The sequence below is a fragment of the Bradyrhizobium sp. HKCCYLRH1034 genome (assembly GCF_051168375.1).
Classification (GTDB): Bacteria; Pseudomonadota; Alphaproteobacteria; order Rhizobiales; family Xanthobacteraceae; genus Bradyrhizobium.
Genome location: NZ_JBNPUW010000007.1, coordinates 185,785 through 200,649, shown reverse-complemented (window position 1 = coordinate 200,649; position 14,865 = coordinate 185,785). Strand labels below are relative to the sequence as shown.

The window sequence follows — 14,865 nt, the reverse complement described above, 5'->3', positions numbered from 1 at the left end:
CGGGTGCCGCGCCTGTCACCAATCCCTGGGCAACAGCACCCGGTTATTTGCCGGCGGTCATGTGGATTCCGGCGGCGGAAGGTCGATGCCGAGGGCTTCGCAAAGCGGTCCGAGATGTTTCTCGTAGCGGCGCCAGCTTCCGATCGACCGGCGGTAGATCGGCTCGCGCACCTGCATCAGGCTCGCCGTGCGCACCATGCGCTCGGTGCGATGGAAGTCGAGGCAGGCATCCTCCCAGTCGAGGCCGCAATGATCGAGCACGCGGCGCGACACGCCCTCGAGGTCGTCGACCAGATCCTCGTATCGAACGTCCATCAGGACGCCGGGCGGCAGCACCTGGTGCCAGTGTTCCATCACGCCCTCATAGCCCCGGTAGTAGTGGCCGAGCTCGGTCAGGTCGTAAGCAAAGGGCTGTGAGCCGGTGAACAGCAGCGAGTAGCAGGAAACGCAATTGTCGAGCGGGTCGCGCCGCGTGTTGATGATCCTGGCGCGCGGGAACGCCGCATGGATCATCCCGACGAACAGGAAGTTCAGCGGCATCTTGTCGACGATGCGCTCGGCCTCGGGCGCCAGCGTCCGAACGCGGGCGGTGTACTCCTGACCGATCTTCGTCATCTCCTCGGGTGGCAGCAGCGTGATCAGATCGGGATACGCCGGAACGACCTTCTGGCGGTTGGCGCATTCGCCGACGAGATCCTTGAAGGTCTCGAGCTCGCCCGCGCCGAAGACCTTGGAATGGCTGGCCAGCACCTGCTCCATCAGGGTGGTTCCGGAGCGCGGCATGCCGACGATGAAGATCGGGGCCCAGGAGTCGTCGCCGTGCCCTGCAACCATGCGAAAGAACTCGGGCGTGAAGCGCGCCGCGACATTTTTCATCATGCCGAGCCGCTGCTCGGAGTCGTAGTCGAAGGTCTTGCGCTTGAGGGTGTTCGCCTTGTGCAGATGCGAGAAGGCCTGGTCGTAGTCCTTCAGGTCGGACAACGCCTTGCCCATCGCGAAATGGGCTGCGATCTGCTTCTCCTGATCGAGACGGTCGACGCGTTCGAGGAGCTGCCGCAGACCAGGAAGCCGGCTGTCGTCCGGCTTGAACTTCGACATATTCGCGAGATTGAGATGGATCGGCGCGTCGTCCGGCGCCAGCTCCAAGGCCTTCTGGAACGCCGCCGTCGCCTCGTCGAAGCGGCCGAGCGCCTGGTAGGCGACGCCGAGATTGTTGTAGGAGCCGAAGCGTTCCGGCTTGATCTTGATGGCCAGCAGGTTCTGCTCGATCGATTCCTCGAGCCGGTTGAGCTCAAGGAAGGCATTGCCGAGATTGCCATAGGCGTCGGCATAGTCGGGCCGGCTCGCGATCGCCCGCTTGTAGTGCTCGATGGCGCGCTCGCGATGGCCCTGGCGCAGCAGCACGTTGGCGATGTTGTTGTGGGTCTCGGCGTGTTCAGGACTGAAGTCGAGAACCTTGAGATAGTGCTTCGCCGCCTCGATATCCTTGCCCGCCGTATAGAGCAGGTTGCCGAGCGCAAAATGCGCATCGAGGTGCTGCGGCTTGTTGTCGATCGCCCGCCGGAGCAGGGCCATCGCCTCGTCGATCAGCCCCTGGTTCTGGCGCACCATGGCGAAGGCATAGAGGATGCCGGCGTGGCTCGGCGCCAGCGCAAGTGCCGTCTCGTAGTGCTGGACGGCCGTCTCATAATGGCCGGCGGAGGCCTCGACGGCTCCGATGCTGCCATGGGCCTCGGCGGACTTGTCGTTCACCGCGACCGCGCGCCGGAAGAACTCCTTGGCCTCGTCGAGCCGGTTGGCGGTGGTGCAGACCATGCCGAGCCCGACCAGCGCGTCGAACTGGTTCGGCTGCCCCGCGAGGATCAGCTTGAAGATCGTCTCGGCATCCTTGAAGTCACCGCGGCCTTGCAGCTTCTTTGCCACGGCGGCGGCGCCTTCGGCCAGAGTCTGCAGCGATCCGGCCTGCTGCGAAGCGAAGGAAAGCGATGCTGTCGTCGGCGTCACCACGGGCGGAGCGACGTTCACCGGCTGGGGCGGCTTGGCGCCCGCGATCGCCTCGGCAATCGTCGGCCGCACGGCCTCGCTGCCGAGCGCATCGAGCAGCGGCTTGAGCCGGTCGCCATACATGCGCCAGCGGCCGACCGATCCGGAGAACAGCGGCTTACGGACCTGGACCAGGCTGGCGGTGTTCACCGGACGCTCGTTCTCGTGGAACGACAGGCAGGCATCATCCCAATCGAGCCCGCAATGCGCAACGATCTTGCGGGCATGCGCATCGAAGTCGCGCACCATGTCCTCATACGTCACCTCCAGCATGACGCCCTCTGGCAGCACCGAGCGCCAATGGCTCATCAAGGCGTCGTAGGCCCGGTAGTAGCGGCCGAGCTCGGCCAGATCGTAGGCGAAGGGCTGCGGCTCGGCGAACAGTTGGGTGTAGCAGGACAGGCAGGTGTCGATCGGATTGCGCCGGACGTGAATGATCCGGGCATTCGGCAGCGCGAGATGGATCAGCCCGGCGAACAGGAAGTTCGACGGCATCTTGTCGACGATGCGCTTGGTGTCCGCCGGCAGGTCCGTGAACCGGTCGAGATAGGCGTGCGCGAGGGTCGTGATGTCGGCGTCGGACAGCTTGGCGAGCATCTCCGGATAGTCACCGCGGTCACGATCGGTGAACAGCCCCGCGGCGGCCGCGAAATAGTTGACCTCGCCGGCGCCATGCACGGCGGAATGGCTGGCGAGGAGCTGCTCGACCAGGCTGGTGCCGGACCGGGGCATGCCGATGACGAACACCGGCGCGTGCGATGGATCGCCATGGCCTGCGCGCGCCTGTAGCATGTCCCTGGAGAACACCGCGCGGATGCGCTCGATCTGGCGCAGCGTCTGGTTCTCGTCATAGTTGATGCGGCGGCGCTCGAGAGCATTGCCGGCGTTGAGGTGCACCAGCGACCGTTCGCCGTCCTTGATGTCGGCATAAGCCCGCCCGAGGGTGAAGTGCAGGGCGATGCGCGCATCCTCGGTGAGTGTCTCCGATCTCGCGGCCAGATCCTGCAGAGGTGCCCAGCGCGCGTCGTCGACCGCGAACGGCTTGACCACGCCGTAATTGAGGTGCGTGCCGATACTGCGCGGGTTGACAGCCAGGGCCGATTCATACGCGAGCGCCGCCTCGTCGAGCCGCCCCAGGATCATCAGCACGCCAGCGAGATGGTTCATCGTCGTGGCATCGCGGGGATCGTGGGCGAGGGCGGTTCGATAACTCGCGACGGCGTCCTCGTAGCGCTGGATGTCGCGCAGTGCATCGCCGCGGTTGCGGTGGGCGACGGCATAGTCGGGGCGCCGGCGCACCGCCTCGTCGTAATGCGCGAGCGCCAGGTCGTGCTTGCCGCGCGATCGCAGCGCATTGGCGAGGTTGTTATGGGCCTCCGGGAAGTCCGGCCGCGCGGCGATGGCACGCTCGTAATGGAAGATGGCGGCAGGGCCGCTCTTCATCTCCAGGTGCAGATTGCCGAGATTGTAGTGCGCCTCTGCGAGCCGGGGGTTCAGGGCAAGGGCCTGCTGATAGGTGTGGATCGCGGCGTCGAGCTGACCGGTGGCCTGCTGACAGCCGCCGATGTTGAGCAGCACGACCGGCGCGTTGGGCTGGATCGCGAGCGCGCGCGAGTAGTGGACAATGGCTTCCGAGTGCCGCCCAAGCATGCGGCAGGCGTCGCCGAGGCTGGCGGCGGCTGCGGCGAAATCCGGCCGCGCGTCGAGTGCGGCCTCGTGATGCGCGAGCGCGCGCTCGTACTGGTCGAGGCGCTGCAAGGCAAAGCCGAGCGCCTGGTGCGCATCGGCGCTGCCCGCGTCCGCGGCCAGCAACAGCTCCAGATGCCGAACCGCGCCGGCAGGATCGCCGAGGCTGGTGAGCGCGCTGCCGAGCAGAAGCCTGGCCTCGGTCGAGGTCTCGTCGAGCGCGACGGCGCGCTGCAGATGCGCGCTCGCTTTGGCGAGGTCGCCGAGGCCTGCGAAGGACTTGCCGAGCGACAGGTGCAGATCCGCGGCGTCACCGGCTTCCTCTGCGGCCTGGTCGAGCAGGTCGCGTGCCTCATGTGTGTCGCCGAGCTGCAGGCGGACCATGGCGAGGCTGCACAGGGTGCGGAAATGACGGGGCTGAAGCGAAAGAACCTTCCGGTAGGCCTGCTCGGCGATGCGCAAGGCTTGATCATTGAGCGCGGCCGCCGACGGCTGTCTGCCGTCGGACGCTGCGGGGACGAGGCGGGGACGGAAGGCGACGGCGAGCTCGTTCATGATGGCAACTTGCTGAATGTTCGACGAATGCCGTTGTCGAGGCGGATTGAAGCGAAACGGAGGCTTAGGTGAGGCCGATCGCAAACGGTAGGCTAGAACCCTTCGAGCAGCGGATGGAGCTTGTCCGGCCACGTGCAGCGTCGATGGCCGGTGCTGCCACCACGCAACGAGCCGGCGTAGACCCAAGGGATCTGCGCCGGCCAATGTTGGTCAGGTTGCTGAAGGCGTCAGCCCCACATGTGGTGCATCGCGTGGTGGTGGGACATGTCCGGACCGCTCGAGGCTGCTGCCGCCGTTGCGGCTGTGGCCGCGGCTGCCGCCGTGTGGTGGCTGCTATGATGGCTGTGGTGGCCGCCGCAGTGATGCGTCGTGGTGGTGTTGTTGCCGCCGGTGGTTCCTCCGCCGGCCGTTCCACCGCCCGTCGTGCCGCCACCGGTCGTCCCACCACCCGTGGTGCCACCGCCCGCAGTGCCGCCTCCGGTGGTGCCACCACCGGTCGTGCCACCTCCGCCCATGCCGCCGCCGGGCGTGGTCGTGCTCGTAGGCGTTCCGCCCGTGCCGTTGGCGATGTTCGGATTGGCGCCCGCCGGCATGCCGGTGCCCTGGGCAATGCCATTGACCGCAGTCGCTGTCACGAAGCTCGTCGCTGAGGTCACGTAGGCCGATCCGCCGATCGCGATGTTGTTGCCAGCAATGTCTCCGGCATTGCCGATGTAGTTCGCGGCGGCAGCCTTCAACATCGCCTGATCGGTCGCCAGGGCTGCACCCGTGTCGCCGTTCATGATGCCCATCAATGCCTTGGTGGCCATGATGGTGTCAGACTGTAGAGCTCCGGCGGCGAGCTCGTCGTCGAACCGTCCCTTGAACACCGCCCCCTGCGCCGCATCGAACGCGGCGCCAAAGTTCTGGTAGTTCGTGATCTGGTCGATCAGGGCCTGTGACGCCGTACCTGTTCCATTTGCGACCGCAACCAACTTCGCACCCAGCGTATTGCCCTCGGCGAGGAACGACGCCCAGAAATTGGTCTGCGCCTGATTATCCTGGAACTTCGTGACGGTCCCGGTCAGGCCGCCGGGCATTTCGGAGAACCCGCCGATGTGACTAGGCGCGCCGGTGCCGCCCGCCGCTGCGTTGAGCGCCGCGTCGTTCTGAAACACGTCGATCATGTCGACGATGTTGTCGGCGGAGCCGCGCAGCGCCGTCGGATTGGCCATCGTCTCGGCGACATCGTATTTGTTCAGCTGAAGGTTTGCTTGGCTGAGCAGCGTCATCAGGTGAAGTGTCGTCGTTTGGGCCGCAACGGCGGTTTCACCGGCTTCAATCGCAGCGAGCTTCGCGGGGTCATTCAGGATCGCCTGAAGGCCCTGCGTCACGGCCGTAAAATCAGCCTGGATCTGGTTGATGTTGTTGGCGCTCATGCCGCCCAGCGAAAGGTCAGCGGCGGCATTGAACACCGTTCCGATGGCGGTCAGGTCGCCCGCGGCCGCTGCAGCGAGATTGGTGGCGCTGTCGTTGCCGGCGGGAAGGCTCTGGAACGCCACGTCCATGGCACCCGTGTTGGCCAGGAAGGGAACGTTGTTGAGCGCGGCCGAGAGATGCGCGTCACCCTGGATCTGCGCCAGGATCTGCATCTGCACGTTGTGGATGGTCTGGTCGGCCTCGGCGAGGGTCGCCGGGTTGGTCGTGTTGGGCGCGGCGTTGATCAGCGTCGTGATCTCGTTCGAGACCTGGGTGAGCACCGCGGTGTCGGTCGCGTTGAGCGTGAATGCCTTGCCGCCGATCGTGACATCTCCGGGATTGGCCAGCATCGCGTTGATGTCGTTCTGCACGGCATGCAGGTCTGTGGTGTAGCTGCCGAGGAACGGGTTGGAGTTGCCGCTGTTCTGGGGCGTCGAGAACAGACCGGTCGAGATGCGAACCGCGTCGTTGAACACGACGCCGGCCTGGACGAGGTCGGTCGACGGGTTGAGCGCAGAGGCGCGAACCAGCAGATTGGACGTGCCATTCGCCAGCGCCGTCGGGTTGAAGGTATTGGCTGCCATTGATCATCTCCCCAAGTTTCAACCCGGCGTCTGCTGCTTGGCGTATCGGCAGCACGCGGGCGTTGATCGGGCAGCGACGTCTCGTTCGCTCCTTCGCGGAACGGGCGAAATGTCGCAGCCTCAGAGCACCTGGGAATTATTTGCTCCAATGGGGCCAAAAGAAGCGCCGCGGAGTCCTCAAATATGATGTTGTTCGGGCAAATGGCTCCTGTCGCAGCCGGGTCACGGCGACGGTCGGAAGCTTACTAACTCGTTGATTTCTGTCGTGGCATCCCCGCAACATCGTCGCTCAGCGGCGCTTCGACGCACGGTCCAGACAAGAAGTTGCCCCGATCTTGCGACCGGTCACCGATCTCTCCTTAGAAAAGTTCCAGCGTGACGAGCCTCCGCGGTGCGGAACGGAACGTGCATCTTTGTTGATCTTCCGAGGCCTCCTTCTTCAACGCGTGTCGTCTCGCCCGGCTCATTGTCCTTCTCATTTCCCCCGGGAGCACTGCGCGAGTGGACCTCATCTGCTTGTGCTCCCGGGTATCCGTATCCCAGCCGCAGCGGCTGCTGCGGCTGCCTCGTCAACCCCACATGTGATGCATCGCGTGGAGATGCGACATGTCGGGCCCGGCAGCCGCGGCCTGGCTCATATGCGCGCCCTGGCTTTGATCGTGATGATGGTGATGATCGCTGTGATGCGTGGCGTTGCTGCCGTTGTTGGCCGTGGTACCCGTCGACGTGCCGCCAGCCGCCGTTCCGCCGGTCGACGTGCCTCCGTTCGCCGCGGTGCCACCGGCTGCAGCGCCACCGGCGGCGGTGGTTCCTGCCGCAGCAGTGCCGCCGGTGCCGTTGGCCAGGTTCGGTGTCGCGGTGACCGGAATGGTGCCGTGCGCGGTCCCCTTGATTGAGGTCGCCGCCGAGACCGTCGTGGCCGTCCCAACATAGGTGCCGCCATTGACCGGAATGTTGTTGCCGGAGACGTCCATGGCGTCGGCGGCAAAGCCCTGGCCGGCCGCGGCGACCATCGCCTTGTCTGCCGCAAGTGCTGCGCCGGTGTCGCCGTTGAGGATGCCTTGCAGGCCCTTGACCGCGTTGGCGGTGTCGGCTTCGAGCGTGCCGCTGAGCAGTTCGTTGTCGAACCGACCCTGGAACACGGCCCCCTGGGCGGCGTCGAAATTGGCGCCGAACTGCTGGTAGTTCTGGATCTGCGTGATCAGGGCCGCGCTCGCCTGCGCACCGCCGGTCGAGATTTTCTGCAGCGTGGCATTGATGGTGTTGGCCTCGGCCAGGAATGCGGCCCAGAAATTCGTCTGTGCCTGGTTGTCCTGGAATTTGGTGACCGTCCCTTTGAGCCCGCCCGGATCCTCGGCAAAGCCGCCCGCATGGCCGGCGTTGCCGTTGCCACCTGCCGCCATGTTGAGGTTGGTGTCGCCCTGGATGATGTCGATGATGTCGAGCAGGTTGTCGGCCGTGCCGCGGAGAGCGGCCTGATTGCCGGTGGTCGCAGCCTGATCATACTTGCCCAGCTGCAGGTTGATCTGGCCGAGCGCCGTCTGCAGATGGATCGTCGTCAGCGCCGCGGCATTGGCAGTCTCGCCAGCCTCGATCTGCGCGAGCTGGGTCTTGTTGTTGAGGATGGCCGTCAGTCCGTGCTGGACGGCGGTGAAGTCCGCGGTCACCTCGGCAAGGTTACCGGTGTTGATGCCGCCCGAGGCGACCTCGACGGCCTTGTTGAAGACCAGACCAACGTCCTTCAGGCTGTTGCCGGCGGTAGCGGCGGCAAGACTCGCCGGATCGTCCGCGCCCGCGGGCGACGTCTGGAAGGCGACGTCCTGGCCGCCGGTATTGGCGAGGAAGGGGACGTTGTTCAACGCGTTCGCCAGATGCGCGTCGTTGTGGATTTCGCCGAGGATTTCCTGCTGCAGCGCGTGGATCGTCTGGCTTGCCGCTGCCGATGTGCTGGCGTTGGCGAACTGTCCCGCCGCCTGCAGCAGTGTGCCCAGTTGCCCCTCGACATTGGTCAGCACCGCCGTGTCGGTCGCGTTCAGGGCGAAGGTCTTGCCGCCGAGCGTGACCTGACCAGGGTTGGCCAGCATCGCCGCAATATCGGTCTGCACCGCCGTGATGTCGGCCTGGTAGCTGGTGAGGAAGGCCGGCGAGTTGCCGCTGTTGGCGAGGCTGAAGAGGCCGAGCGAGGCGCGCACCGCGTCGTTGAAGACGACGCCAGCCTGCACCAGGTCGGTCGAATGCTGGATCGCCGTGGCACGGGTCAAAAGGTTCGAGGTGCCGTTGGCAAGCGCGGTCGGGCTGAAATTCACCGGCGTGGCGCCACCAGCCGGCGGCGTCGACGATGAGCCGCCGGTGCCGTTGGCAATGTTCGGGGTTGCCGTGACCGGGATCGTGCCCTGGGCGAGTCCGTGCACCGACGTGGCCGTCGAGACCGTGGTCGCCGAGCCGACATAGGTCGCGCCGCCGATCGCGATGTTGTTGCCGGAAACGTCCATGGCGTCGGCCGCGAAGCCCTGGCCGGCCGCGGCGAGCATCGCCTTGTCTGCGGCAAGCGCAGCGCCCGTATCGCCGTTCAGGATGCCTTGCAGGCCCTTCACCGCGGCCGCCGTGTCGGCTTCGAGCGTGCCGCTCAGAAGCTCGTTGTCGAAGCGGCCACGGAAGACGTTGCCTTGCGCGGCATCGAAATTGGCGCCAAATGCCTGATAGTTCTGGATCTGAGTGACCAGTGCGGCGCTGGCCTGCGCTCCGCCGGTTGCGATCTTCTGCAGGGTCGCGTTGATGGTGTTGCCTTCCGCCAAGAAGGCGGCCCAGAAATTCGTCTGCGCCTGGTTGTCCTGGAACTTGGTGACCGTGCCGGTCAACCCGCCCGGATCCTCCGCGAACCCGCCGGCATGGCCCGGCATGCCGTTGCCGCCCGCGGCCTTGTTCAGATTGGCGTCGTTCTGAATGATGTCGATGCTGTCGAGCAGATTGTCCGCCGTGCCGCGCAGCGCAGCCTGATTGCCGGTTGTTTCCGCCTTGGCATACTGGTTGAGCTCGAGATTGATCTGCCCGAGCACCGTTTGCAGATGGATGGTCGTGAGCGCGGCCGCGTTCGCCGTTTCGCCCTTCTCGATCTGCGCCAGCTGGGTCTTGTTGTTGAGGATGTTGGTCAGGCCCTGCGAGATTGCGGTGAGGTCGTTCGTTACCTCCTGCAGGTTCGCGGTGCTGATGCCGCCGGAGGCGAGGTCGACGACCTTGTTGAAGACGAGGCCGACATCCTTCAGCGTGTTGCCTGCGGTCGCTGCGGCCAAGGTCGCCGCATCATCGGCACCGGCCGGCGTGTTCTGGAAGCCGACGTCCTGGCCGCCGGTGTTGGCGAGGAAGTTGACCTTGTTGAGCGCGCCGGACAGATGCGCGTCGCCGTTGATCTCCTGCAGGATCTCCTGCTGGACCGCGTGCAGGGTCTGATCCGCGGCTGTGATCGTCGCAGCATTCGTGGTCTGCGGTGCGGCCGTGAGCAGCGTCGAGATCTGCGCCTGCACGTTGGTGAGAACGGCGGTGTCGGTCGCATTCAGCGTGAAGGCCTGGCCGCCCAGGGTCACCTGGCCGGGATTTGCGAGCATCGCGGCGATGTCGTTCTGTACGGCGTGGAGATCGGTCGTGTAGCTGCCGAGGAACGGGTTCGAGTTGCCGCTGCCTGCCTGCGTGAACAGGCCGAGCGAGGCGCGCACCGCATCGTTGAACACCACGCCGGCTTGGACGAGGTCGGTCGACATCTTGAGCGCTGAGGCGCGCACCAGCAGGTTCGACGTTCCGTTGGCCAGCGCCGTCGGGTTGAAGGTGTTATTCGCCATAGATCATCTCTCCCCAAGTTCATCCGACGCCCGGCAGGGCCCCGTACCGAAACTGGCCGGACGATGCGGAAGCGCATCGGCCCTGCGTCGGACGTGCTGCGCCGCGCCTCACGCCCGTGCGCCGCTGTGTCGCGCGCTTTTCTGACGCGCGCTACTTTGTCGCACCTCGCTATATGCTCGGAGCAATCGGGCCAAAAAAGGCGTGGGGGAGTCCGCAAATATGTTGTTCTCGGGACATCGCGGATCTGTGACAGATGCGCCGCGATCGCGTGCCAAGTGATTGATTTCTGGCGGCAAGCAGCAAATGCGGGGTGCGGCGATCGGGCGCGAATTGCATGTTGTCGTCAAGATGCTGCCTGCATCTCGCCGGTGAGTGGCCGGTCTCCGGAGATGAGACGCAGGGTTGGTCTGATGCGCCTAAGGCTGCCCAGCGACGAGGGCGCGCGGCATTGTCGCAGCGCGATTGCTGGAAAAACGCCACGATGGATCGTCTGTCCGGGGGAGTGAGAGGCGAACGCGCCTGGGCGTATCGGCCGACCTCGCCGTGCGCCGTTCAGGACGGCGGCGCGGCCTGACGCTGTGCCAGGAGCGCAGTCCTGATCTTCTGCAGCAGTGTAGTGTAGATCTGATTCCAGGCCGGGTCATTCTGCCCGTTCGCGTCCAGCCCTTGCTTGGTCAGGCCCAGGCTGATCCGGTAGACGGCGAGCGCGCCGTCGATGTTGCCGAGTGGAATGAAGGCATCGCCCAGACTCTGGTAGGAATTTGCAAGCGCCTGCTGCAGCGACGGATCGTTGGCGACCGTGTTGGCGAGGTGGGTGATCAGCGCGGTATTGGCGCGACGCTGCTCGAAGGCTTCGGCATGGCGGCCCTGGGCGGCGAGCACGTCCGCCAGCAGAGCGTGGCACCACGCGAGGTCGCGCTCAAAGCTGAGATTGCCGCGGTGAGCTGCGGTCAGCTTCCGGATGATGGCGAGGCTGGCGGAATAGGCGGCATGCGCAGCCTCGAGGTTTCGCTGAACGAACAACACGGCGCCAATGCGGTTCAAGGCGACCGAGAGGTTGCGTTGAAACCCGGCGTCGTCCGGATTGGCTGCGGTCAGGTACCTGACGATGGCGATGCTCTGCTTGTAGTTCTGCAACGCGCCCATGAGATCGCTCGCGGTGGCTGCGTGATCGCCTTCCGCGATGCCGGCGGCAGCCTGATCCAGCAGCCTGCCGGCGGCGACCGTGACGCCGACTGCAAGGCCCCCGCGGGCAACGTCGCCGCACGGTCGCGCCAGCAGTGCTGCGAGCGCGACCGGTTCGTCGCTCTCCACGGATTCCGGCGCCGACTCTGCCCTCGAGGTTCGATGCCGATCAAAGGGCGCAGGCGCCGCCTGCTGCTGAGAGGTGCGCGGTTGCGGATGCAATCCCTGTCCGAAGCCGGGAATTCGGCGCAACATGCCCTCGACCTGCGCGGCCGTGATCAGGCGCGTGCATTCGAACTGTCGGGACGTGCCCTGCCATCGCGGGCACCACAGAAAGTCCTCATGGTCGAAGCGATGACTGGCATCATTCCAGCAACTGTTGCAGGCGTGATGGTTGATGACCCGATAGGGGGTCGCAAACTCGTTGGTCGGGTGGGTGAAGCCGCTGATCAGCACGACCGGAGTGCCGACCGCCCAGGCCAGCCATGACAACCCCGAGGAAAGCCCGATGAAGAATGCGGCATGCTTGAGCCAGCGGGCACGCTCGGGCAGCGGCCGGTCGCCGGTCTGATCCTCGGCTGCGGCGGGAATTTGCGTCCGGTAGGCGCCGTGGCTGCGCTCCGCGGTCTGATCGATGCAGATCACGCGATAGCCGGTCGCGCGGAGGAAGGCCACGATGCTCTGCCAGCCCTCGGGATTGTTCCAGTGCTTGCACGCGGTCGTTGCCTGCATGGCGATGCAGACATAGGGGTCGTCGATGGGACGGCTGTCTTCGCTCAACGCGACGCGAGGTGGACGCTCGGCCGGATCCACGCCGAGAATGTGAGCTGCGGTCCGATGCAGGCCGACCTGCCGGAAATCATAGGGCTGATGGACCAGCTCGGCATCGTCGAAGAACAGCCCGACCGAGTAGGTTGCGTAGTATCGCTCCGGCTGGACCGTCTCGTGGCTGAGGAATGCGATGTCAGGGTAGGCGTCGCGGAACAGCGGGATCAGCGGCTCGCCCATCGCACAGCTCAGGCGGCACCGATGCAGGTCCTTGAACTTCACTGCATAGCTCATCCAGCCGATGATGTCGCCGATCGTGCCGACCGGGAATTGGATCAGGACGTCGCGGTCGGTGGCGTCATAGTCGTGGCACAGCAGCAGCTCGGGCCCTGACCACACTTCGAGCCTGAACGGGACAAAGTAGCGTTTGCTGCTGTTGACGTGCCCAGAACGCAGGTCGATGTCGAACAGGACGTTGGCGGTCTCGAGATCGCTCAATCGGACGTGCCAGGCGTGTCCGGTGTCGGGCAGCATGACACGACAGCCGTCGTTGAAGTCGAAGCGCAGCCCCTGGGGACCCTCCTGGGTCGGCACGGCCGCTGGCGGCGGCAGTCGCGGCTTGCGTGCGTGATCAGACGCCTCGGTGCGGGCGCCGGGCTGGGCGGACGGTAACGCACTTGCCGGCACCATCGCCGGGTCTGAGGTGCGGGGAAAATTTGCAACGTTCATGTCGAGGTGCTGACGCGATCTGCGTTCATTCGTGAGCGATGACGCCGACCGCGGCCGTTCGGTCTTGTTACTCCACGAAGGCGCGGCGCCACTGATCGAGAACCGGCTTCATCAGATAGCTGAGCATCGTCCGGCTGCCGGTCTGAACGTAGACTTCGGCCTGCATGCCGGGCATCAGGTTGACGTTGCCGAGCCGCTTGCGCTCCTCGTCGGACAGCGTGATCCTGACCGTGTAGAAGGTGGAGCCGGTTCGTGGGTCATTGGTGATATCAGGCGACACGAACGAGACCTGGCCGCTCAATTTCGGCGTGGTGCGCTGGTTGAAGGCGTTGAAGTGGACCATCGCATCCTGCCCGGTGTGAACGTGATCGATATCCTTGGGCTGGACGTGCCCTTCGACCTGCAGTTCGTCCGAATCGGGGACCAGCTCCATGACGGTCTCACCCGGCTTGATGACGCCGCCGATGGTGTGGATCGCGAGCTGGTGGATGGTGCCGGAGTTCGGCGCGCGCATCTCGATGCGATCGAGCTGGTCGCGCGCGGCGACGCCCTTCTCGACCAGATCGCCTTCCTTGGCCTGGGACTCGCTGAGGTCCTTGACCACCTCGCTGCGGAAATCCTGATCGATCTTGACGGTCTGGAGCTCGGCTTCGCTGATCTTGGACCTCGTCTCCGCCACGCTGGACACCAGCTGGCCGCGTTCACCGTCGATCCGAGCGGCTTCCCGCTGCAGCGTGGTCAGTCGCGTCAGCGGAACGAGCCGCTTGTCATAGAGCTCCTGCACGCCGGCCAACTCGCCCTTGATCAGCTCGATCTGCTTGTTCTTGGATTCGAGCTGAGACTCCATGCCGCTGATTTCGTTGTTCAGCTGGACGATGCGGCCCTGCAGCAGCTCTTTCTGGCTCTTGCGGGTCGTGGCACGGGCCTTGAACAGCGCGTTCTCCGACGCGATCACGGTGCGGACGTTCGGATCGTCCTGACGTGAGGTCAGAGTGGACGGATAGTCCGGCTGATCGAGACCGTCACGCTCGGCCGAGAGCCGCGCAATCTTGGCGCGCTGCTCGTTCAATTGCTTGGTGATCGCCTGGAGCTGGGCCTGGCTCTGCGTAGCGTCGAGCCGCACGAGCAGATCGCCCGCCGCGACGCGCTTGCCGTTGTCGACCTTGATTTCCGCGACAATGCCGCCGGTCGGATGCTGAATGGCCTTCACGTTGGATTGCACCACGAGATTGCCGGGAACCACGATCGCGCCGGCGAGCGGCACGAGGGTCAGCCAGCCGCCGCCGAGAACGCCGGCGACAAGCAGCACCCGCAAGCCGAGACGCAACTCGTTCTCGAACATGCGGCTGACGCGCGGCACCAGCGATTCGTCCGAACCGTCGTCGAGATCGGCCGCCGTTCCTTGCGTCGCAATGAAGGTCATGCCGGTGGTCAAGGCCGTACCGGCGGTACCGACCAGGCGGCCGACACGGGTTTGCGGAACGGCAGGCGCATGCGCCAGACGGGCGGGAAGGTTCTGCTGCCCGACCGCGCGCGGCGCGCCGACGCCGAAATTGCCGTCGCGTCGTGCATCCTGCAGGTCGAGCAGGGGCGCCGAATTGCTGCCCGCCATGCGCGCGGGCGGATGGCGCGGCGGCGGCGACAGCTCCGGCTCGTTGCCGCGCATCGGTGCGGGCTGCTGCCAGTCCATCTCGCGGATGCCTTCACCCCGGCGTGTCCGGGGCGCCTGGGCGCCGAGACCGAACAGCGACAGCGACGCACCGAGGGCGCGGCCCATGGTGCTGCCCTTCTTCTTCGAACGCGGCTTTGGCCTGCCTGGCGACGGTGGCGGACGCCGTCGCTTCTTGCCGCCGTCCCGTGTGCCGTGGCGCTGCCGCGGGTCCTCGTCGGAGCCGTCGTCGAATGCGCCCTGCAGCCGCTGCAGCTCGAGAATCAATGCATCGCCCTGCGGACCGACCGCGCGAGTCTTCGGTCGCACATAATCGTCGTCGTCGAACGGCCTGAAGTCGTTGATGTGTTTCAT

At 65.5% G+C, this 14,865-nt stretch carries 5 protein-coding genes; all 5 read right to left on the bottom strand.

The features are described 5' to 3' along the window. Positions 1 to 57: 57 nt before the first annotated feature. The 5 genes from ACQR0W_RS18605 to ACQR0W_RS18585 all read right to left on the bottom strand — a co-directional run bounded on the left by ACQR0W_RS18605 (position 58) and on the right by ACQR0W_RS18585 (position 14,865). Entirely contained in the window at positions 58 to 4,284 is a 4,227-nt protein-coding gene (locus tag ACQR0W_RS18605) for a sulfotransferase (protein ID WP_316170195.1), read from the bottom strand. A gap of 227 nt (positions 4,285 to 4,511) precedes the next feature. Beyond that, positions 4,512 to 6,326 carry a hypothetical protein gene (locus tag ACQR0W_RS18600; protein ID WP_316187131.1) on the bottom strand — a complete coding sequence of 605 codons (1,815 nt, stop codon included), beginning with the start codon at positions 6,324 to 6,326 and terminating at the stop codon, positions 4,512 to 4,514. Positions 6,327 to 6,895: 569 nt separating this feature from the next. Next, a complete protein-coding gene (locus tag ACQR0W_RS18595; protein ID WP_316170196.1) occupies positions 6,896 to 10,159 on the bottom strand; it encodes a beta strand repeat-containing protein in 3,264 nt (1,087 codons plus the stop codon). A 553-nt stretch (positions 10,160 to 10,712) separates the two neighbouring features. Beyond that, positions 10,713 to 12,842, bottom strand: coding sequence for an autotransporter strand-loop-strand O-heptosyltransferase (locus tag ACQR0W_RS18590; RefSeq protein WP_316170197.1), 2,130 nt, complete (start codon positions 12,840 to 12,842; stop codon positions 10,713 to 10,715). Positions 12,843 to 12,909: 67 nt separating this feature from the next. After that, positions 12,910 to 14,865 carry an HlyD family type I secretion periplasmic adaptor subunit gene (locus ACQR0W_RS18585; protein WP_315711799.1) on the bottom strand — a complete coding sequence of 652 codons (1,956 nt, stop codon included), beginning with the start codon at positions 14,863 to 14,865 and terminating at the stop codon, positions 12,910 to 12,912.